This is a genomic window from Stenotrophomonas sp. 21LCFQ19, assembly GCF_056861425.1.
In genome coordinates this window covers 14,193-37,114 of the sequence record NZ_JBSPUF010000019.1, presented here as the reverse complement: position 1 = coordinate 37,114, position 22,922 = coordinate 14,193, and the positions used below count along the sequence as shown (strand labels likewise).

Annotated in this window: 10 protein-coding genes; 8 read left to right on the top strand and 2 right to left on the bottom strand. The window is 63.8% G+C overall.

Translation table 11 applies throughout. The features are described from left to right. Positions 1 to 13: 13 nt before the first annotated feature. Both AC13FW_RS17940 and AC13FW_RS17935 read right to left on the bottom strand, forming a co-directional pair. Positions 14 to 739, bottom strand: coding sequence for an ABC transporter ATP-binding protein (locus tag AC13FW_RS17940; RefSeq protein ID WP_296247631.1), 726 nt, complete (start codon positions 737 to 739; stop codon positions 14 to 16). Positions 740 to 934: 195 nt separating this feature from the next. Then, positions 935 to 2,203 carry an efflux RND transporter periplasmic adaptor subunit gene (locus tag AC13FW_RS17935; protein WP_482989969.1) on the bottom strand — a complete coding sequence of 423 codons (1,269 nt, stop codon included), beginning with the start codon at positions 2,201 to 2,203 and terminating at the stop codon, positions 935 to 937. 215 nt (positions 2,204 to 2,418) lie between these two features. Between AC13FW_RS17935 and glmS the strand changes: the two genes are divergently transcribed. From glmS to AC13FW_RS17895, 8 genes are all read left to right on the top strand, one after another. Further along, on the top strand, positions 2,419 to 4,251 hold the full coding sequence (glmS, locus tag AC13FW_RS17930; RefSeq protein ID WP_482989968.1) for a glutamine--fructose-6-phosphate transaminase (isomerizing): 1,833 nt from the start codon (positions 2,419 to 2,421) through the stop codon (positions 4,249 to 4,251). Positions 4,252 to 4,657: 406 nt separating this feature from the next. Next, entirely contained in the window at positions 4,658 to 5,515 is an 858-nt protein-coding gene (locus AC13FW_RS17925) for a sulfotransferase (protein WP_282268219.1), read from the top strand. Further along, the gene (locus AC13FW_RS17920; RefSeq protein WP_482989967.1) at positions 5,512 to 14,223 is read left to right on the top strand and encodes a fibronectin type III domain-containing protein; all 8,712 of its coding nucleotides are present in this window, start codon (positions 5,512 to 5,514) and stop codon (positions 14,221 to 14,223) included. Before AC13FW_RS17925 ends, AC13FW_RS17920 begins: the two co-directional genes overlap by 4 nt. Positions 14,224 to 14,465: 242 nt before the next feature. Beyond that, positions 14,466 to 14,984, top strand: a complete 519-nt coding sequence (locus AC13FW_RS17915; protein WP_282268214.1) for an RNA polymerase sigma factor — start codon at positions 14,466 to 14,468, stop codon at positions 14,982 to 14,984. A 40-nt stretch (positions 14,985 to 15,024) separates the two neighbouring features. Next, a complete protein-coding gene (locus AC13FW_RS17910) occupies positions 15,025 to 16,161 on the top strand; it encodes a FecR family protein (protein WP_482989966.1) in 1,137 nt (378 codons plus the stop codon). A gap of 149 nt (positions 16,162 to 16,310) precedes the next feature. Next, positions 16,311 to 19,475: a TonB-dependent receptor gene (locus AC13FW_RS17905; RefSeq protein WP_482989965.1), complete on the top strand. Its 3,165-nt coding sequence runs from the start codon at positions 16,311 to 16,313 to the stop codon at positions 19,473 to 19,475. 78 nt (positions 19,476 to 19,553) lie between these two features. Continuing rightward, entirely contained in the window at positions 19,554 to 20,813 is a 1,260-nt protein-coding gene (locus AC13FW_RS17900; protein ID WP_482989964.1) for a redoxin domain-containing protein, read from the top strand. Further along, on the top strand, positions 20,797 to 22,917 hold the full coding sequence (locus AC13FW_RS17895; protein WP_482989963.1) for a protein-disulfide reductase DsbD family protein: 2,121 nt from the start codon (positions 20,797 to 20,799) through the stop codon (positions 22,915 to 22,917). The genes AC13FW_RS17900 and AC13FW_RS17895 overlap by 17 nt, the downstream gene beginning before the upstream one ends. Positions 22,918 to 22,922 lie beyond the last annotated feature (5 nt).

Genomic DNA, 22,922 nt, shown 5'->3' with positions numbered 1-22,922 from the left:
GACATGCGCGGGATCAGCCCTGGTTGTCGGCAACGGCGGCGATGCGGGCGGCGTGTGCCAGCACCGGCTCGCGGATCAGGTCGGTGGCCTGGCCATCGACGATGTGCACGTTGCGCTGGGCGCGTGCAGCCAGTTCCGGATCATGGGTGACCATGACGATGGTGGTGCCCTGGCTGTTGATCTCTTCCAGCAGCTCCATGACGCCACGTGCCATCTGCGTATCCAGGTTGCCGGTCGGTTCGTCGGCCAGCAGCAGGCGCGGGCTGCCAGCCAGGGCGCGGGCGATAGCGGCGCGCTGCTGCTGGCCGCCGGACAGTTCAGCCGGATAGTGCTTCATGCGCGAGCCCAGGCCGACGTCGCTCAATGCCTTCTCGATGCGCTGCTTGCGCTCGGCCGAGGGCATGCCGCGGTAGCGCAGCGGCACATCGACGTTGTCGAACAGGTTGAGGTCGGGGATCAGGTTGAAGCCCTGGAAGATGAAGCCGATCTTCTGGTTACGCAGGCGCGAGCGGGCGTCGTCGCCGAGGTGGCTGACGTCCTGGCCATCAAGCAGGTACTGGCCGCTGGTGAAGGTTTCCAGCAGGCCGGCGATGTTGAGGAAGGTGGTCTTGCCCGAGCCCGAGGGGCCGGTGACCGCGACGAATTCGCCTTCGCGCACATGCAGGTCCAGCGAACGCAGCGCATGGGTTTCGACCTGCTCGGTACGGAAGACCTTGGAGACGGATTGCATATGAAGCATGGGTATTCCTTTCAGCGACGGGGAATGTGGTGGATTGGGCGGGGCTTGCAACGGGTTGCGGGAAGGTGAAACGTGGGTGCAGTTGGCCGGGGCAGGGAGCGGAGCGTTTCAGCGTTGGCGGCAGGGCTCACGACAACCCCGTCGATTGCAGCTTCTTCGATTCCCGACTCCCGGCTCCCGGGTCCCGGCTTTGAATCAATTGATCGACACGCGTTCGATGTCACCGAACAGATCCGCACCGGAGACAACGATCTTCTCGCCCGGCTGCAGGCCGGAGACGATTTCGACTTCGCCAAGGCTGCTGACGCCGGTCTGGATCGGACGACGCACCGCGGTGCCGCCGCTGACGACATAGGCATAGCGACCACCGGACTGCTCGACGAACGGGCCGCGCTCGACCTTGAGCACGTTGTTGCGGGTGTCCAGCAGGATGCGTGCGCTCATGCGCTGGCTCTGGCGCAGGCCCGGCGGCTGCTTGTCGGAGAAGCGCAGGCGGGCGACGACTTCGCCGTTGACCACTTCCGGCGACACCGCGGCGATCTCGCCCGGGAATGGCTGGCCGGAGCCGCTGGTCAGCTGTGCCGGCATGCCGATGGCCAGGTCACGGGCGAAGCTCTCCGGCACCTTGATCTCGATCTCGAAGCGCGACAGATCGACCACGCCCAGGATCGGGGCGTTGGCGGCCACCTGGGTGTGCTGGGTCGCCTGCACCTGGCCAACCTGGCCATCGAAGGGCGCGCGCAGGGTCAGCGCATCTACCTGACGCTTCACTTCAGCCACCACCGCTTCCTGACGATCCGCCATCAAGCGCTTGTTGCGCGCGTCCAGGCTCGCCCCCTGACTCTGCAGGCTGGCGTCCTGCTGGGCGTGCTGCAGCTCGATCTGGGCTTTCTTCAGTTCGTCTTGTGCCTTGGCCAGGTCGACCTGCGGTACCGCGCCGCCATCGAAGCCGCGCTGGTAGCGTTCCAGGTCGCGCTGGGCAGCGGTGCGCACCAGGCCGGCCTGGTCGGACAGCTTGGCACCGGTGGCGCGGGCCAGGGTGGCATCCAGTGCGGCGCGGCTGGCTTCGGCCTCCAGGCCGGCCAGGGTTGCCTGTTCCTGCGCCAGCTTGCTGCGCAGTTCCGGGCTGTCGATCACCGCCAGCTCCTGGCCCTGCTTGACCACGTCACCAGCAACCACCTTCAGGGTCACCGTGCCGGCGGAGATGGCATACAGCACGGGGCTGTTGGCGGCGATGACGCGACCGTCGGCAGCGATGTCGCGGACCAGGTCGCCGCGCTTGACCTCGGCAATGCGCAGGCGGTCACCGTCGAAGGAGCGGCTGGCGCCCAGCCAGTTACTGACGACGTAGCCGATGCCGACCACCACCACCGCGGTGATCGCTGCAGGCCACATGTAACGTCGCCACACGGGTTGCGGGCGCTGGGTACTTACCTGGTCCTGGGCGGAGGTGTCGCGGATCATCGTCGGCTTCGCTGCTGGGTTTGTTATCCATTAAGCAGGTCGCGTGCCAACTCCAAGCAATTGAATTTGTTTGGAAAATATTCATCGTTGTGAGTGTCCGGGTGTCCGCGGACGCTCGCGCGGACAGTGTCCGCCGGTTGATGTCCCGGCATGTCCGCTGGTTGTCTGATCCAGCTGGCTTAGAATGTCCGTTCGTAATCACCAATGGATAGGCTATGTGCGGCATTGTGGGAGCGATCGCTGATCGCGATGTGGTTCCGGTACTGATTGAAGGACTCAAGCGGCTGGAATACCGCGGCTACGATTCTTCTGGAATAGCTGTGCTTGATGGCGAGCGCATCCGCCGCGTGCGTCGCACCGGTCGTGTTGCCGAAATGGAGGGCGCGGCCATCGCCGAGCAGTTCCATTCGGCGATGGGCATCGGGCACACCCGCTGGGCTACCCATGGTGGCGTCACCGAGTCCAATGCCCATCCGCATATCAGCCAGGGTGTGGCGCTGGTGCATAACGGCATCATCGAGAATCACGAGGAGCAGCGTGAGAAGCTGCTGGCGCTGGGTTACGTGTTCGAGTCACAGACCGATACCGAAGTCATCGCCCACCTGATCCACCATCACCTCAAGGCCGATCAAGACGATCTTCTCAGCGCCCTGCAGCGTACGGTCAGGGAATTGACCGGTGCCTACGCGCTGGCGGTGATCAGTGAGAACGAGCCCGAGCGCATGGTGGTGGCACGCATGGGCTGCCCGCTGCTGATCGGCCTTGGAGATGGCGAGAATTTCGTTGCCTCCGACGTATCGGCCATCCTGCAGGCCACCCGCCGGGTGATGTTCCTGGAAGAGGGCGACACGGCTGAGCTGACCCGCCAGGGCGTGCGCGTTTTCGATGCCAACAATGCACCGGCGCAGCGCGAACAGCGCATGTCGGATGTATCGCTGGCGTCCCTGGAGCTCGGCCCGTATCGGCACTTCATGCAGAAGGAAATCCACGAGCAGCCGCGCGCGCTGGCCGACACCGTCGAGGCGGCGATTGATGCCGGTGGTTTCCCGGCAAGCCTGTTCGGCCAGAATGCCGAAGCGGTGTTCAAGGACATCGAAGGCGTGCAGATCCTGGCCTGCGGCACCAGCTACTACGCTGGCCTGACCGCGCGTTACTGGATCGAAGCCATCTCAGGCCTGCCGTGCAGCGTGGAAATCGCCAGCGAATACCGCTACCGCGCCGCCTACGCCAATCCCAAGCACCTGATCGTCACCATCTCCCAGTCCGGCGAAACCCTGGACACGATGGAAGCGCTCAAGTACGCCAAGTCGCTGGGGCACACGCACACGCTGTCGATCTGCAACGTGCCGGAAAGCGCCATCCCGCGTGCCAGCGAGCTGGTCTGCTATACCCGCGCTGGCGCCGAGATCGGCGTGGCCTCGACCAAGGCCTTCACCACCCAGCTGGCAGCGCTGTTCCAGTTGACCGTGGTGCTGGGCAAGCTGCACGGCAAGGTTGATGCCGCGCAGGAGGCGGACTACCTGGAGCAACTGCGGCATCTGCCGGGCAGCGTGCAGCACGCACTGAATCTGGAACCGCAGATTGCGACCTGGGCTGAGCGTTTCGCCAGCAAGTCGAACGCGCTGTTCCTTGGCCGTGGCCTGCATTACCCGATCGCCCTGGAAGGCGCGCTCAAGCTCAAGGAGATCTCCTATATCCACGCCGAGGCCTATCCGGCTGGCGAGCTCAAGCACGGCCCGTTGGCGTTGGTCGACGCGGAAATGCCGGTGGTGGTGATCGCGCCCAACGACAGCCTGCTGGAGAAGGTGAAATCCAACATGCAGGAAGTGCGTGCGCGTGGTGGCGAGTTGTTCGTGTTCACCGACCAGGACAGCAACTTCAACGCCTCCGAGGGCGTGCATGTAATCCGCACGCCGCGCCATGCCGGCGTTCTCAGTGCCATCGTGCACACGATTCCGGTGCAGATGCTGGCCTACCACACTGCCCTGGCACGTGGTACCGACGTGGACAAGCCGCGCAACCTGGCCAAGAGCGTTACCGTGGAGTAACGCAGGTGTCACCGGAGCGTAACCGGGCCCATGGATAATCACCTCCAGCAGCCCGGTCCTCTCTCCCCCGACGTTGCTCGAAGCCCGGCCCAGCGCCGGGCTTTTGCTTTGTGGGGTGTCCGGGCGGCCCTTGCAGAAGGCGCTGGGCATTTGCCTCACAGTGCGGCCCGCGCTGATTCGCGGGATTGGCATTCAAAAAACGTGACGCACATCAACAAAGCCATGATGATCGCGCGGCGCTTTTGCCGGTTTACCTAGATAGAACCAGCAGAAAAGCCGGCGCCGCCGGTGGGGATGTCATGACAGGGGGCTGTATGTGTGTTGCGAAAGGCGTGCCGCCAGGTTGGGTGGTGCGCGTTCGGTGCTGTTTGATAGCGGCCGCTCGCGCGTCGGCTGGGTTGCGCGCATGAGTCGGCGTTACCACTTCATTGCTGGTCTGCCGCGCTCCGGCTCGACCCTGCTGGCCGGCATCCTGCGCCAGAACCCACGCTTCCATGCAGCCATGAGCAGCCCGGTCGCCGGCCTGCTCAATGGCGCGCTGGAGCAGATGGGGGCGGGCGGCGAATCCGCGGCGTTCTTCGATGAGGCCAAGCGCAAGGCCATCTGCAATGCCATCCTTGATGCTTATTACGCCGATACCCAGGCGCAGCTGGTGTTCGACACCAACCGCCAGTGGACCGCACGCATGCATCAGCTCGCAGGTCTGGTGCCTGACTTCAAGGTCATCTGCTGCGTGCGCAACCCGGCCTGGGTGATGGACAGCTTCGAGGCCATCCATCGCCGCAATCCATTCGACTACAGCCGCATGTACAACCCGGCGACGCGGCAGACCGTGTACAGCCGCTGCGAGCAGCTGATCAGCGCTGGCGGCGTGGTCGGCGGTGCCTGGACCGCGCTCAAGGAAGCCTATTACGGCGAGTTCTCCGAGCGCCTGCTGCTGTTGGACTACGAACTGCTGACCCGCCACCCGGCACGCACCATGCAGTTGGTCTACCAGTTCCTTGGTGAGGCGGAATTCGCGCACGACTTCGACAACGTCGAGTACGCCGAAGAAAGCTTCGACCAGCAGCTCGGTGTCAAAGGGCTGCACGACGTGCGCCGCAAAGTCGAGTTCAAGGCCCGTCGCAGCATCCTGCCGCCGGATCTTTTCAACAAGTACCAGGACATGGATTTCTGGCAGGACCAGACGGGCAGCTCGGCCGGCATCATCGCCGCCCGGCGTTCCGAAACCCAGGCTCCGCTCATCACCAAGGCCACCCCATGAAGCACGCACTGCTCGGCGCACTGTCAACGCTGTTGCTCCCGTTCTCGGCGCACGCCGCCGCGTCCTCTGCAGGGGGCTATCTGATGCGCGGTGGCTATCAGCCACGCAGCTATATGCGGATGGGGCAGGGTGATGTTGTCGCAAGCCTGCCGCTTGGCAAGGCCACCAGCCACAAGCAGCGGCCCAGCCTGGAGGAAGCCAGCGACGCGCTGGCCATCCAGCAGCATGCTGGCATCACCGAACTGGTGGTGATCGACAGCTCGGTGCAGGACCGGGCCACACTTTATGCCGGACTCAATCCCGGTGTCGGTGTGGTTGAAATCGATGCGGGTCGTCCAGGACTGCCGCAATTGGTGCAGGCCCTGCGTGGGTATCGGGACCTTGCCGCGATCCATGTGGTGTCGCATGCCAGTCCAGGTGCGCTGCAACTGGGCAGTAGCCGTATAACCGCCGAATCCCTGCATGCAGAGCTGGGCGCACTGCAGGCGCTGCGTGCTTCCGTTCGTGAGGGCGCGGACCTGCTGTTCTATGGCTGTGATCTGGCCGCCAACGCCGATGGCGACGTACTGCTGGATATCGTACGCAGTGGAACCGGGATGGATGTGGCTGCATCCAGCAACCTTACTGGTGCCGAGGGACTTGGAGGGGACTGGGAGCTGGAGGAACGCCGGGGCGGCATCGAGAGCGGGCTGGCGTTCTCGGAAAAAGCCCTCAAAGATTTCTCGGGGGTGCTTGCGGCAGCTCCTGGAATAAAGACTTTCCAGACAGGCTGGACCGACAACAATACAAACCTGACCTCGGCCGATTTCATCCTGACGGCAAAAGAAGCTGGAGGTGGCGCGATCTCAAATGTGAGCATCTACCATGGCCCTCCTTTCCCGGCCTATGTGCAGACGGGTTACAACACCAGTACGACGGGAACCTATTTTCAGGTCGCAGCGGATGGCACCAATACCGGTTCGTTCGAGCTTACCGGGCTTACAGCCGGTGAGTACTTGTCGGGGCAATTTACCAACGTGCATATCATTGGCATAAAGCCCGATAACAGCACGGTTACATCTGGCACGATCAACGGAACCGGATCTGCGAACGAGACGTTTACATTCGGTGCGGGTCAGCTGGCGAACTTCTCGGGCGTCAAACTGAAAGCCTTCAAACTTGTATTCGACACCAGCTCCAGTTCTGGGACCAAGCCATTCTTCGAGTTCCGGAACTTCACGGTTACCGGTGCGCTGGCGCCGTTACCGGCTGTTTCGGACTCGCGCATAAGCATCTCCGGTGCCAGCGGCAATGGCGGCGCTTACAAGATCGGTGACACCGTTACTGCGACCTGGAACAACACCGCCGGCGGTGACAACAATGCCGGAATTACTGGCGTCACCATGGATTTCAGCCAGTTCGGCGGCGGCGTTGCCGTGGCGGCGTCGAACAGTAGTGGCCGCTGGATGGCCAGCTACACCATCTCCTCCGGGAGCATCGATGCAAGCAACCGCAATATCAGCGTCAGTGCGACCAGCGCAGCCGGCACAACCACCACCGCAGATACCACCAATGCAACCGTGGACAATAGTGCGCCAACGGTGACCGATACGTGGATCAGTATCAACGGAGCCACTGGCACCAGCGGTGCCTACAAGGTTGGCGATACAGTGACCGCCAGCTGGAGGAATGTCGGCGGCGACAACAACGTGGACACCATTTCCAACGTCACCGTGAACTTCACCGCGTTCGGTGGTGGTGCGGCAGTCGCCGCCACCAACAGCTCGGGCACCTGGACGGCAACCTATACGATCGTTTCCGGCAGCATTGATGGCACCAACCATAACGTCAGCGTGACTGCCACCGACAATGCGGGCAATGCGACGACAACCTCCGACACCACCAATGCCACGGTGGATAACAAACCGCCGGCTGTCACCAGCATCGCTGTTTCCGGCTCACCAGCGTCGACGGATACGTCGGTGGCCTTCAACGTCAGCTTCAGTGAGCTGGTGATGAATGTTTCCACCGACGATTTCACTGTGGTGGGGGCCAATGGTGCGACGGGCAGGATAGCCAGTGTTTCGACATCCAGCGGTTCATCGGTAAGCGTGAACATTGCTGACATTTCCGGTAACGGCGAAATAAAAGTGAACCTCAACGCATCGACCAACATCGTCGATAAAGCGGGGAATTCGATTCCGTCCTACAACGGTGGCAGTCCCCATGCCGTTGCAATCCCCGCCGTACCGGGAATACCGACCATAGGTACTGCGACGGCGGGTGATGCGCAGGCGGCGGTGACCTTCACCGCACCCGCCAGTGACGGTGGTTCGCCAATCACGAGCTATACGGCAACTGCCAACCCCGGCGGTGCCTTCGGTAGCTGCGTTGGGCCGGCGGCTTGTACCGCCACCGTCGCTGGCTTGACCAACGGCACGGCCTATACGTTCAGCGTGACGGCAACGAATGCCGCTGGCACGGGCAGTGCCTCCGGTGCATCAAACAGCATCACACCGATGGCCAACCAGGTCATCACCTTCGCCCAGCCGACCAACTACAACTTCGGCGCTACGCCTACGCTGACCGCCAGCTCTGCCTTTGAAGTAGGTGGGGTGGCAACGGGCTTCGCGATTGGCTTCACTTCGTCTACGACGGGTGTTTGCACCATCACCACAGGCGGTGAATTGACCTTCGTTTCTGCAGGCACCTGCACCATCGATGCCGACCAGGCGGGTAACTCGTCGACGAATGCTGCTTCTACCGTTACCCGTAGTTTCACGGTCAATGCGATCGTGCCTGGTGCGCCGGCCATCGGAATGGCGACTGCGGGCGACCAGAAGGCAACGGTGACCTTCACTGCACCGGCAAGCACCGGTGGTGCGGCCATCATGCCGAACGGGTATACCGTCACTGCAAACCCCGGCGGGATTACCGAAATAGGCTCATCCTCGCCGATGACCGTGACCGGGCTGACCAACGGTGTTTCCTATACCTTCACGGTGACCGCGACCAATTCCGCAGGCACCGGCAGCGCATCCGGGAGCAGCAACGCCGTCGTCCCAGCTTCGCCGCAGACCATCACCTTCGCCAACCCGGGCTCACAGAACTTCGGCACGACGCCGGACCTCCGCGTCGTCAACGGCGGTGCGTCGGCTACGTCCGGGTTGGGAGTGACCTTCACCTCATCCACGACAGGTGTGTGCACCGTCACCAGCGAGGGTGTGCTGGCATTCCTCGCCGCAGGCAGCTGCACCATCCTGGCGGATCAGGCGGGCGACAGCGCGTTCCTGGCGGCGGCGCAGGTCAGCCACACCTTCACTGTCAACGCGATCGTGGCAGGTGCACCCACTTCGTCGGTGGCCACCGCTGGCGACACCCAGGTCAGCGTCAGTTTTGTCGCGCCCGGCAACACCGGTGGCACAAGCATTACCGGCTATACGGTCACGGCCAGCCCGGCCGATGTCGCCCCAGTCAATGGCGCGGGCTCACCGATCGTTGTGACTGGCTTGACCAATGGCCAGTCCTATACGTTTACCGTCACCGCCGACAACGCCGCGGGCACCGGTCCAGCGTCGGGTGCCTCCAACTCGGCCACGCCCAAGGCAGCCCAGACCATCACCTTCAACAATCCGGGGGCACAGAACTTCGGCACAACGCCAACCTTGACGGCTACTTCGGACTCCGGCCTGACGCCGACGTTCACTTCCAGCACAAGCGGGGTATGCACCATCAGCCCCGTTGGTGAACTGATCTTTGTGACTGCGGGTACCTGCACCATCAACGCGGATGAACCTGGCAACAGCTCCTATCTGGCTGCAACACAGGTCACCTGGAACTTTGCCGTGAACGCCGTACTGGCAACAGCACCGCAGAACGCAGTGGCCACCGCAGGTGACGGTCAGGCCAGCGTGGCGTTTGCCGTCCCCACTTCCACCGGCGGCGCAGACATCACCGGTTATACCGTTGCTGTCATTCCGGCCGATGTTGCACCGGTCAGTGCTACCAGCTCGCCGATTGCGGTGACCGGGCTGACCAACGGCCAGCCCTATGTGTTCACCGTGTCGGCCACCAACAGTGTTGGCACAGGTCTGGCGTCCAGCCCCTCCAGCGCTGTGACACCCACTGCAGCCCAGAGCATCACGTTTGCCAACCCGGGGGCGCAGAATTTCGGTACGACGCGGACCTTGAGCGCCAGTGCCAGCTCGGGTCTGGCGGTGAGCCTGTCGGTAGATGGCGCAACCGCTGCCGTGTGCAGCATCAACAACGATGTGCTGAGCTTTGCAAGCGTTGGTATCTGCACGGTGCTTGCCGATCAGGCCGGTGATGCCAGCCACGGTCCGGCCGCTCAGGTCAGCCACAGCTTCTCGGTGCTGGCGGTGGCGCCGGCGGCACCGGTGATCGGCGCGGCGACGCTGACCGGGCCGACGACGGCCGAAGTGAGTTTTGTTGCCCCGGCGTTCGATGGCGGTGCGACGATCAGCCAGTATGAGGTGGTGCCGTCGCCAGCGGTGAGCGGCGGCCCCTTCATTGGCAGCGGTTCCCCGCTGACAGTGAATGGCTTGATTGCAGGCCAGAGCTATACCTTCACCGTGCTCGCGCGCAATAGTGCTGGCACCAGCCAGGCATCAGCAGCGTCTGGTGTGCTGCAGCCGATGACGGCGCAGATCATCAGCTTCAACACAGCGGGCAGCTATGACTTCGGTACTACGCCAGCGCTGGCTGCCACTTCCAGCGCTGGCCTGCCGGTGAGCTTGACGGTAGATGCTGGCAGCATGGCCGTGTGCGCGATCAACAACGGTGTGCTGGACTTCGCCTCCACGGGCAACTGCACCATCCATGCGGACCAGGCCGGTGATGCCAGTCATGATCCGGCTGTGCGTGTCAGTCAGAGCTTCACGGTGCAGGCGGTAGTGCCTGCAGCACCGATCATCGGCACTGCCGCGTTGAGTTCGGCGACGGTAGCCGAAGTAACCTTTGTTGCCCCGGCATTTACTGGCGGCGCGGTGATCAGCCAGTACGAAGTGATCCCGTCACCGGCCATCGCTGGCGGTCCGTTCGTTGGCGGCGGCTCGCCGTTGACGGTCGGTGGCCTGGTCGCAGGCCAGAGCTACAGTTTCAGCGTGCTGGCGCGCAACAGTGTGGGTGACAGCATTGCCTCCGCTGCTTCCAATGCCGTGCATCCGATGACGGTACAGACCATCACCTTCAATAACCCGGGGCAGCAGAACTTCGGAACGACGCCGACCTTGAGTGCCAATGCCAGTTCCGGTCTGGCGGTGAGTCTGTCGGTGGACGGTGCGACTGCAGCTGTGTGCGGCATCAACAACGGCGTGCTGAGTTTCGCGTCGGTGGGTACCTGTACGGTACTTGCCGATCAGGCCGGTGATGCCAGCCACGATCCGGCGGTACAGGTCAGCCAGAGCTTCAATGTACTGGCGGTGGCGCCGGCAGCGCCGGTGATGGGTGCTGCGGCAATGACGTCGGCAACCGCTGCCGGGATCAGTTTCAGCGCACCTGGCTTCGATGGCGGAGCTACAATCACGCAGTATGAAGTGGTGCCGTCACCGGCAGTAGTGGGTGGTCCGTTCGTGGGCAGCAATTCGCCGGTTACGGTGGATGGATTGACCGCAGGGCAGAGTTACAGCTTCACCGTGCTGGCACGCAACAGCGCCGGTGACAGTCCAGTTTCGGCTGCATCCAATGTACTGCAGCCGATGGTGGCGCAATCCATTTCCTTCAGCGCAGCGGGCAGCTACGACTTCGGCACCACGCCGACGGTCAGTGCCACGTCCAGTTCGGGCCTGGCGGTGAGCCTGACGGTGGATGCTGGCAGCGCATCGGTATGTGCGATCAACAATGATGTGCTCAACTTTGTATCGGTGGGCAGCTGCACCGTGCATGCCGACCAGGCGGGCGATGCCAGCCATGATCCGGCAGCACGGGTCAGCCAGAGCTTCGTGGTCCAGGCCGTCGTGCCCGCAGCACCGGTGATTGGCACTGCGACCATGCTGTCCGAAACCAGTGCCGAGATCAGCTTCACCGTACCGGCCTTCGACGGCGGCGCGGCGATCAGCGGCTATCAGGTGCAGCCACACCCGGCTACGGTAGGAGGGGCCACCTATGCGGGGACCGGTTCACCAATAAGCGTGACCGGTCTGACCAAGGGCGTGCACTATTCGTTCTCCGTGGTAGCCATCAACAGCGTCGGCACGGGCGCGCCTTCGGCCTTCTCGAATACCTTGTTCATGGTGCCGCTGCTTGAAGCCCATCCGGTCACGCAGAACGTTGCCTATGGCACCGCAGCGGAAATCACTCTTTCTGTTACCGGCGCCTATCAGGCAGTCACCGTGTTTGTGGACCCAGGCAATGGTTCGGCCAGTGTCCGGGGTACCAGGTTGATCTATACGCCGGACGTGGGCTACGTCGGCCCGGACAGCTTCACCTACGCGGTGATGGACGGCTATTCGACTGCAACGGCGACGGTCAATGTGATGGTTGGCCCGCCCAGCCTGTCGATGGACAGTGGTGTACCGGACGCTGTAGCCAGCTCCGTTTACCAGCACCAGCTGGTCACCCATGGCGGCACTGAGGGCTACACCTATGTGGTGACCTCGGGCAGCCTGCCGCCTGGCGTGACACTGTCCAGTACGGGCCTGCTCAATGGCACGCCAACCCAGACCGGCAGCTTCACGTTCACCGTCAGCAGTACCGACAGCAGCACCGGTGTCGGGCCGTTCACTGTGGCACAAGGCTATACGTTGGTAGTCACCAATCCGGACCTGGAACTGGCAACCTCGGCGCTGATGGTTGCGTTTGGCGGGCAGCAGTATCGGACCCAGCTGCGCAGCCAGGGCGGTACCGCGCCCTACAGCTACAGCGTTGCTGGCGGTCAGCTGCCGGCAGGGCTGTCGTTGAGCGCGGACGGTGAAATCAGTGGCGTGCCGGAGGTGGCCGGAACATTCGCATTCACCGCGCAGGTGACCGATGCGAATGGCTTTGCCGACACCGCCAGCCTCAGCCTGAAGGTGGAAGCGGGGCTGCAGGTCATCCATGACATGGCAACCGATCCGGCCGATCCGGTGTTCGTCGCCGGTGGCAGCTTCATCGTATCGGCACAGGGTGGGCAGTCCGGCAACCCGCTGGTATACGGCAGCGGTTCGCCGGCAATCTGCAGCGTGGCCGGCAATGTGGTGACCATGCTGGATGCAGGCACCTGCGTGCTGACGATCGACCAGGCCGGCAACGCACAGTACCAGGCGGCGCAGCAGGGCGTGCTGCACGTGGACATTGCAGCTGCCGCCCCGTCGCTGACCTGGTTGGATGGCATCAACAAGGTCTATGGCGAGGCCGCCTTCGACCTGCCTGATCCCAGCAGCAACAGTGCCGGTGCTTTCAGCTTCAGCAGCAGTGACACCAGCGTGGCGACGGTCACTGGTCGCAGTGTGACGCTGGTGGGGGAGGGCAGTACGACCCTCACCGCCCACCAGGCTGCGCAGGGGGGCTACACCGCGGCCAGCGTGGAGCTGACCCTGACGGTCAATGCACGGCCTGACCCGACCGCTGACGCCAGCGTGCGCGGCAACCTGCAGGCACAGGTGGATGCCAGCGTGCGCTTCAGCCGCGTGCAGCTGGGCAACATCCAGTCGCGCCTGCAGCAGGTGCGTTCGGGCAGCAATCCGTCATCGGCAACGTTGACGCTGGCTTACGCGGGCGACCTGCTCGGGCAGGCCTTGTCGGTTCCGGTGCAGCTGCCGGTCAACCAGTTCACCGGCATGCCCAGTGGTTGGGGCGGCTGGATGTCGGGCACGGCCACGTTTGGCAACAGTGGTCAGCAACAGGGCGGCGGCTTCGATTTCAACACCGACGGCATCAGCCTGGGTGTGGACCGTAGCTACGGCGACAACGGTCTGCTGGGTATGGCCGCCAGCCTGGGCCGCAACCGCAGCCGATTGGACAACTCACCTTCGCGGACGGACGCCGACCAGTACTCACTGGCGATGTATGGCCTATGGCGTGCGGGTGAACACCTGTTTGTTGATGGTGTGCTGGCGCAGGGACGTCTGGACTTCGACATCGCACGCTGGAGCAGCGATGCCAACGCCATTGCGGTCGGTCAACGCGATGGCAGCCAGACTTTCGGCGCGTTGACCTTCGGCTATCAGCAACAGCTCGGTGCCACCACCCTGTCCGGCTATGGCCGCTTCGATGGCAGTCACACCCGCCTGGACGGTTACCGCGAGCATGGCTTGCAAGCGTATGACCTGGCGTATGCGCGGCAGACTGTGCGCAACAGTGGGCTGGCGCTGGGCTTTGATGGCAGCTACAGCTGGCAGGGTGAGCGTCTGCAGCTGCGGCCGTTCTGGAAGCTGGAGTACCGTCAGTCCCTGTCCAACAGCGGTGACGCCTGGATGAACTACGTGCAGCAGCCCAGCACGGATGGTTACCTGCTGAAGATGCAGAGCTATGCCGACAACATGCTCACCGCCGGCTTGGGCCTGGACATGCAGACCCGTAACGGCTGGTTGATCTCGTTGCTGTTCGGCCGTGACCAGGGCAGCAACAGCGCCTCCAGCAACAGCGTTGGCCTGCGCATCACCTACGGCAAGGGCGGTGCCGGCGTTGGCAGCGCGGGCGTGATGGGTGAGGCTGGCTTTGACGATTGCCAAGGCAGGCGTTGCCGACGCGGTGCGGCGCAGCAGATGCCCGGGGCGCAGGTCCGGCCCTGATCGCGCCCTGATGCGATGACGACAACGCCCGGCCCTGCGCCGGGCGTTGTCGTAACAGCCCCGGTAAGCTGGCCGGCAAGGTGATTGTCGGCTGAATGAATTGAGCGCCCGGAGTACCCAAATCGCCCCTTGCCACGCACTGCATGGTCAAGGGGGCACTGTGTCCGTCGCCCCTGCCATTGGGAGCGGGTAATGAGGGTGCGGAAAAGCCACGACCGGCAAGGTCCGGGCGGGAGACGATGATGGAGCCGGCCGGACAGGACCAGCCCGGGCGCGATTTCGCTGCCCGCGCCGTCCACGACTACAGCGCCGAGCTGCACCGCTACCTGCGCCGGCGGGTGGCCGAGGCGCAGGACCTGGGTGACCTGGTGCAGGAGGTCTATCTGCGCCTGCTGCGCGTGCAGAACATCGAAACCGTGCGCAACCCGCTGGCCTACATCTATGGCATCGCCGCGCATGTGGCCAGCGAGTTCAACATGCGCCAGCGCCAGGGCCGGCTGCTGTACGACTCGACCGTGGTCGATGCGGTGTCCGAGAACCCGGGGCAGGCGGCTTTCAGCGAAGGCGGCGGCTTCTTCGAGCGGCAGGTGGGCGATGCGCTGGCGCAGCTGCCGGCCAACCGGCTGGCGGTGCTGCTGCTGGAGCGGCGCGAAGGCCTGAGCCATGCGCAGATCGCGCAGAAGCTGGGGCTGAGCGTGCATACGGTAAAGAAATACAGTGTCGAAGCGCTGGCGCATGTACGCGCGAGCTTGGAACGATGAACAGGATGTGGACCCTGCGACAGGCAGGGCGGGTGAAACCATGAATATCTATCGCACATCGCCGCAACAGAGCCGGGAGCGCGCCGCACGCGAGGCCGCCGAGTGGCTGCACGTCATGGGCGAGACGCCCAGCGATGCCGACCGGGCCGGCTTTGCGGCCTGGGTGGCGCGCTCGCCGCTGCACCTGGAAGAGCTGCTGATGGCGCAGTTGGTGCAGCGCGAGCTGGCCACAAGCGGCGCGTTGCAGGCTTTCGACCTGGACGCGGTGCTGGCACAGGCCCAGGCCATGGACAACGTGGTGCCGCTGTACGATGCGCCCAGCGCTGCAACGGGGGCAAGGCTGCAGGAACGTAAACCTGCCGCACGTGGGCGCCGTCGCAGGCTGGGTTGGGCGCTGGCAGCGGGCGTTGCCGCCTGTGCGTTGCTGGCGGGCAGCTGGACCCTGCTGCAGCCGGAAGTGCCGGTCCACCAGTACGCCAGCGCGGTCGGCGAGCAGCGCAGCATCGCCCTGGCCGACGGCTCGATGGTCACGTTGGCACCGGCTTCGTACATCGCCGTGCGCTTCAGCGCGGGTGTGCGTGACATCGAGTTGCGTGATGGCGAGGCAACTTTCGATGTGGCGCACGACAGCAGCCGCCCGTTCCGCGTGCATGCCGGCGACAACACGGTGCAAGCGGTGGGCACGCGCTTCACCGTCAACCGGTTGCCTTCGGGCACGCTGGTCGCGGTCAGCGAGGGCAAGGTCAAGGTGACGGCCAACAGCAATTGGCTGGAATCGCTGTGGCGCGACGATGCGTCCACGCTGGAAGCGGGCAAGGCCAAGGTTGAATCGCTGGGCCGGCCGGCGGCATTGTCAGCCGGTGAACAGGCTCGCATACCGCAGGGCCAGCAGGCCATGCTGCGGATGCCGCTGGAGGCGTCGAACGAACCGGTCGATGGCAAGCGCCGCCTGAGCTTCCGCAACGATACGCTCGCCGACATCGTCAGTGAGTTCAATCGCTACAACCCACGACCGATCGTGGTGACGGATCCGTTGATACGCGAGCAGCGCTACAGCGGTGTCTTCCATGCCGATGATGCAGATTCCTTCCTGCAGTTCCTGGAGTGCTGCTCGCAGTTGCAGGTCAGCAGGCAGGCCGACCGCAACGTGATCGCTGCCCGCGGCAGTCGTCAGTAAGCGGCAGTGCAGGAATCCACAAAAATATTTCTGGGCTCGAGTACCCTTTTCCCGCACTTGGACACACGGATGTAACAAGAGGCTGGCTCCGCGCAAGGCGGCTCCGGTTGCTCGGTAACCATTCGATGTCTTTCGGGGGCGAATTATCCATGGGGTCCAGCACTATTCTTCATAAGCACGTGTTGGTGAAGGCGGTGGCGCTAGCGCTGCTGGTTGGCACCGGCAATGTGGCGATGGCACAGTCAGCAGCGGCGGCCGATGCAGTGGCCGATGCTGCGGTGTTCAAGTTTGATATTCCTGCGCAGTCACTGGCGTCGGCGCTTGAAGTGTTTGCCGAGCAGTCCGGCTTGCAGGTGGTCTACGCTGGCAGTGCAGGTAGCGGCGTGCAGAGCGGCATAGTCAGTGGCCAGATGGGCGCGGCGACTGCCCTGCAGCAGCTGCTTGCACCCACTGCGTACACGCATGAGTTCATCAACGCGAAAACGGTCGCCATCCGTCCGCGCAGCAGTGCAGGCGACGTGGTTGAACAGGACGGAGGTAGCGCTGAAACGCTGGAGACAATCAATGTCACCGGTACCTATTTGAAGAACATCGATCCAGCCTCGCCGCTGATCGTGATCGATTCGCAGCTGATCGAAAGCCGTGGTTATGCCTCGATTGAAGACGTGTTGCGCAACCTGCCGCAGAACTTCTCCAACCGCACCAGCGCCTCTCGCGCGCTGGGTGAGAAGGAGTTCGGCAGCACGTATGGCGATGGTGTGTCCGGGCTGGGCTCGTCTGGTGCCAACCTGCGTGGCCTGGGCAGCCGCTCCACGCTGATCCTGGTTGATGGCCGTCGCCGTAGTGGGTCGGCACAGGCGCAGGGCGCCTATACCGATATTTCCTCGATCCCGGTGTCGCAGATCGAGCGCATCGAAGTGCTCAGCGATGGTGCCAGCGCCATCTATGGCTCCGACGCCGTGGCCGGCGTGATCAACATCGTGCTGAAGAAGTCCTACGACGGCACCACCGCGCAGCTGCGGCATGAAAACTCCAGCACCGGTGCCGATGTATCGCGGTTGGACCTGGCCCGCACCTTTGGCTATGGCAGCGGTCACGTCACTGCTGCGGTCGGGCTTGAGCGCAGCTTGCCTGCGGATGTCACCAGCCTGATCCATGTTGGCCCGAACGGCCGCGGCGACTTCAGCGACCGAGGCGGCGTCAACGGCCGTACCCGCAACAAGGGCCAGCCCGGCGTGGTCTATGAGTCCTTGGATTTCGGCATCGATTACCACTTCATGGGCGAGGCGCTCGGCGTGATTCCCGGCGGTCAGGATGGCACCGCGCTGGATCCGGACAGCCTGCTCGCCTATGACCCGGCCACCGCACCGTCGACCTATGAGCGCAGCCGCATCGGCCCCAAGGTCGACAACCGCTATGTCCGCATCAGTGGCGTGCACGATCTTGGCGAAACCACCCAGCTGAACTACGGCATCAGCCATGTCCGCCAGGTCAACAAGGAGAATTGGCGGCCGACGCTGTTCGACTTCAGCATCTTCGAGGACGGTTACAACACCTACGTTCCTGAGAGCAATCCATACAACAACTTCGGTAGCGACGTACTGGTCGGTTATTCGTTCGAACGTGAGTTCGAAGGCATGAACCTGAGCGAAGACCAGAAGCAGACCAACAGCGACGCGCATGTCGGCATCAACGGCAAGCTGCCGTTTGCCAAGGGCTGGGATTACGAGGCGACGTACAGCATCGGCCGCGAGAAGGGCACCACCACCGCCTTGATGGACTTGACCGGCTCGATGGGCGTCGATGGCTATGCGCGCACTCTGGAAGTGCTCAATGGCTTGAACGTGTTTGGCGACGGCAGCAACGATGCCATCGTCGCGCGCAACCGCGAGCTGCTGCAGAGCCTGGTCGAGCGCCATGTCTATCGCTTCCAGTCGCGTGCCAATACCGTCGACCTGCTGACCCGCGGCGAGCTGTTCCAGCTGCCTGCGGGCAAGATCGAAGCGGCATTTGGCGCACAGCACCGCGAGCAGCGCTATAACTACGAGAGCAATCTCGGCGAGCGCCTGAATTCGGAAAGTACCGGAAAATCCGAGGCGCTGTTCACCGAAATCGGCATCCCGCTGTTGAAGGATCAGCCGCTGGCCAAGCTGCTCAGCCTGACTGTTGCCGCCCGCTACGAGCGCTTCGACCAGCGTGGCGACAGCGCGCTGCGTGATTGGTCGGCCGGGCTCGGTGAACTCGGTGGCTTTGACGTCGAGCAGCTGACCGGCGTCAACAATGACGGTGCCGGTGGCATCACCGGCAGCGATAGCGTGGTGTCACGCAGCTTCAGCCGCACAAGTCCGCTGGCACGGCTGGCGTGGAAGCCGATCGATCAGCTGCGCCTGCGCGCCACCTGGGGCGAGTCCTTCCTGGTACCGCAGGCCCAGCAGCAGTTCGGCCAGCTGATCATGGACGACTACACCTCACGGGTGCTGTTCAACGGTGGGCAATTGCCGGATGGCGTCACCCAGATCGTCGCACTCAGCGGCCCCAACGTGAACCTGAAACCGCAGGTGGCCAGCGTGGTGACCTATGGCTTCGACTGGGTACCGGGGTTTGCCACCGGCCTGCAGTTGTCGGCCACCTATAACCGCACCACTTTCGACAACTACATCGGCGATCCGCTGTCCGGGCTGACCTATTCGGAGATCTTCAAGGACATCAGCAAGATGCCCGAAGGGACCTTCACCCTGGGCGAGAACGGGGTAATGCTGTGGGACAACCGTGCGATCAACTTCCTTGGTCGTCGCTCGCGCAGCATCGATACCACTGCCAGCTATTACTTCGGCAATGACTGGGGTGATTGGCGTATCGAGCTCAATGCCGTGCGTACCTTGGAGCTGACCTCGCGTTCGCTGGCGTCGATGCCGACGCTGAGCTATGCGGACAGCGAGCTGGGGCCGAGCAAGTGGGCGGGCGACCTGTTCGTCGGCTGGGAAGGTAACGCGTGGTTCGCCTCACTGGGTAGCCATTACAGCGCTGCGCACCGCGTGCTGTATCCGCTGTCGGCTACGGCCACCGATTACAACGATTTCATCCCCAATGAAAATCCGCGTACACGTTCGGCGTCCTACACCACCTTCGATGCCCAGGTTGGTTATCGCAAGCACCAGCGCGATGGATGGTTGGGTGGCGTTACCGCGCGCATGGGCGTGCAGAACATGTTCGATCGCGACTATCCCTTCGTCGACAACCTGTCCGGCTTCGTCTCCAACCGCGTGAACATCCGCGGCCGCGTGCTCTATCTGGACATCAAGAAAGAGTTCTGACGCCAAGCGGTTGCTCCGTCACAACGCGGTGCGCCGTTCCCTCGTCGGCGGCGCGCCGCATCCATTGCAAGGAAATCCATGAAGTCCACCGCCAACACCCTGCGCGCCTGCCTGCTGGCCAGCGCGGTCGTCGCTGCACTCGGCCTCACTGCATGCAGCCCATCGCAAACCCCGCCTGCCAACCCGGCCGAGGACGCCGCCGCCATGCCTGCTGGCAGCGGTGCTTACAGCATTCGCGGCACGCTGCCTGGGCTGGCCGACGGTACCGAACTCAAACTGCTGGTGCCGTCGGCAGCGACCGACCCAATGCATGTCGAGCCGGTGGCCACGGCCACCGCGCAGGGTGGCGCTTTCGTGCTCAGCGGTGAGGTGAAGCAGGCCGTACCGGCGGTGCTGATGGTTGGCAATCAGGGTTCGGTGAAACTGGTGCTGGAGCCGGGCGAGCTACGTATCGAAACCGGTGCTCTGGGCCCGGTGGCCAAGGGCGGCAGCCTGACCGAACGTGTCTACGGCTATCTGCAGGATCCGGCCTATGTGGCCGCCTACAAGGCCAACCGCGAAGCCAATCGCAAGGCCTTCGACGGCGTGGATGAGAACGACGAAGCGGCGATGAAGGCCGCACGTGAATCGGTTGCTGCACCGTTTGCTGCCTTGACCAAGGTCAGGAACGACTACGACGCGGTCATCCTCGACGGTGCAGAGCCTGCGCTGCTCAAGCTGCTGGTGCTGAGCGAGAACTACGACTGGAAGCGCTACGACGTGGCCCGCCGCGCGCAGCTGCTGGCCAGCTACAAGCAGGAGCTCGGCGCGCACCCCTTGGTCGTGCAGATGGAGCAGGCCGCGGCCGACTACGCCAAGACCCAACAGTTGGCCGAGAAGTTCGGTCCGGGCAAGCCCTATGCCGACATCGAGGCCGTCGGTGCGGACGGCAAGGTGGTCAAGCTGTCCGAGGTGCTGGCGCGCAACAAGCTGGTGCTGCTCGACTTCTGGGCGTCCTGGTGCGGGCCGTGCCGGGGCGAATTCCCGCACCTGCTGAAGGTGTACCGCGAGTTCCACGCGCATGGCTTCGAGATATACGCCGTATCGCTGGATGAAGACAAGGCAGACTGGACCAAGGCCATGCAGGAAGAGGGCGGCAGCAACGATCTGCCGTGGATCAACCTGCAGGCACCGGGCTTCGAGGACAAGGCCGCGCAGACCTATGGCGTGGTGCAGCTGCCGCAGAACTACCTGATCGCCGGTGACGGCACCATCGTCGGCGTCGGCATGCGCGAGTGGGACGTCGAGCGCGCGGTGCGTGCACAGATCAGGAAGGTTGAAGATGCACCTGCACGTTGATGTCATCCGCCGCGCCGCGCTGAGCGCATTGTTGCTGCTCGGCGTACTGCTGCCTGGCGGCGTGCTGGCGCAGGTGCAGGCCGAGCTCGTCGCGGCGCAACGTTCGGTGCAACCTGGGCAGCCGCTGCAGCTCGCCCTGCGCATGCAGCACGATCCGCATTGGCACAGCTTCTGGAAAAACGCTGGTACAGGCTTGCCGACCAGGCTGATGTGGGAGCTTCCACCGGGCTGGACCGCCGAGGCGATCCAGTGGCCAACGCCAATCCTGGTCCGTGACCGCGAAGGCAATATCACCGGCCACGGTTACGAAGGCCTGTCCTACCTGCCGGTGCGGTTGATCGCTCCGGCTGACCTGAAACCCGGCAGTGTTGTCGAGTTGAAGGCGCAGGCGCGCTGGCTGATGTGCGATACCGTGTGCATTCCGGGCAAGGCAGCGGTGAGCTTGAACGTACCGGTCAGTGCCGATCCGCCACAGCCCGATGCCGATGTGCAGGCGGCGTTGGCGGCGTTGCCGATGCCAGGTTCCAGCGAAGGTTGGCAGCTGGCGGCAACCCGCGAGCAGGGTGATCTGACCCTGCGCGTGGCCGCACCGGCAGATATCGCCGAATTGCATTTTTTCCCCGCCGACGAATTCGTTTCCTACAAGGTGCCGCAGACCATCGGCAATCGCGGCGCACGCGCCTTGCTGAAGTTGCCTCTGGATGCGGCCGAGACCATGCCGGCCGATGCAGCGCTGCGCGGCGTGCTGGCTTACACCGACGCGCAAGGCATCTATCGCGGTGTCAGCATCGAGCTGCCGTTCGTGGCCGAGGCCGAGGCGACTGCCTTGGTCAGCACGGGCGACTTGGGTGCCGCAGCAGCTTCGGGCGCAGGCAATGATGGTGCGCAGTTGTCGCTGTTGGTGCTGCTGTTTGCAGTGCTCGGCGGGCTCATCCTCAACCTGATGCCCTGCGTGTTTCCGGTACTCGGCCTGAAGGTGGTTGGCTTCATCGAGCAGGCTGGCAATGACAGGCGCAAGGTCAGCCTGCATGCGCTGTCGTTCACCGCGGGTGTACTGCTGTCGTTCTGGGCATTGGCCGGCGTGCTGGCGGTATTGCGTGAAGGCGGGCAGCAGCTCGGTTGGGGCTTCCAGCTGCAGTCGGCACCGTTCGTGTTCGTGCTGGCGCTGGTGATGCTGGCGTTCGCGATGAACCTCAGTGGTGTGTTCGAGGTAGGCGTGCGCGCCACCAGTGTTGGCTCCGGCCTGCAGTCGCGCAGCGGCGTGGCCGGCAGCTTCTTCAGCGGCATGCTCGCCACCGTGGTGGCAACACCGTGCAGTGCACCGTTCCTGGCACCTGCGCTGGGTGCAGCGCTGGCCTTGCCAACGGCACAGTCGTTCGTGGTGTTCACTGCGATCGCGCTGGGGCTGGCGCTGCCCTACCTGCTGCTGTCGGTATTCCCGTCGCTGGTCAAACTGTTGCCGCGCCCGGGCGTGTGGATGGAAACCTTCAAGCAGCTGATGGCCTTCCCGCTGTATGCCACCGTCGGCTATCTGCTGTGGGTGCTGGCCGGGCAGTTGCACGAAGCGGCCCTGCTCAATGCCTTGCTCGCATTGTCACTGCTGGGTTTCGGTCTGTGGCTGTACGGCCGCGGCACCCGTCCCGGTGCCCGCGGTGGCCGCGCGAAGCTCAGTGCGGTTGCCGGCGTGCTGGTGCTGGTTGCGGCGGTGCTGTTTGGCTGGCCGCGTGCACAAGCACCTGAGGCGCTGCAATGGGAAGCCTGGAGCAGCGAGCGCGTGCAGCAGCTGCAGGCCGAAGGTCGCCCGATCTACGTCGATTTCACTGCGCGCTGGTGCGCTACCTGCCAGGTCAACAAGAAGGTGGTGTTCGCTGCGGCAAGGGTGAATGACTACTTCCGCGACAACGAGGTGGTTGCATTGAAGGCTGACTGGACCAATGCCGATCCGCTGATCACCGCCGAGCTGGAACGTTGGAACCGCAGCGCGGTGCCGTTCAACCTGGCCTATCCGGCCGGTGGCGGCCCGCCGCGCGAACTGCCCGAGGTACTCACGCCGGAGATCGTGCTCTCCGCGCTGGAAAACGCTACCCCACCAGGACGGGATTGAACTCC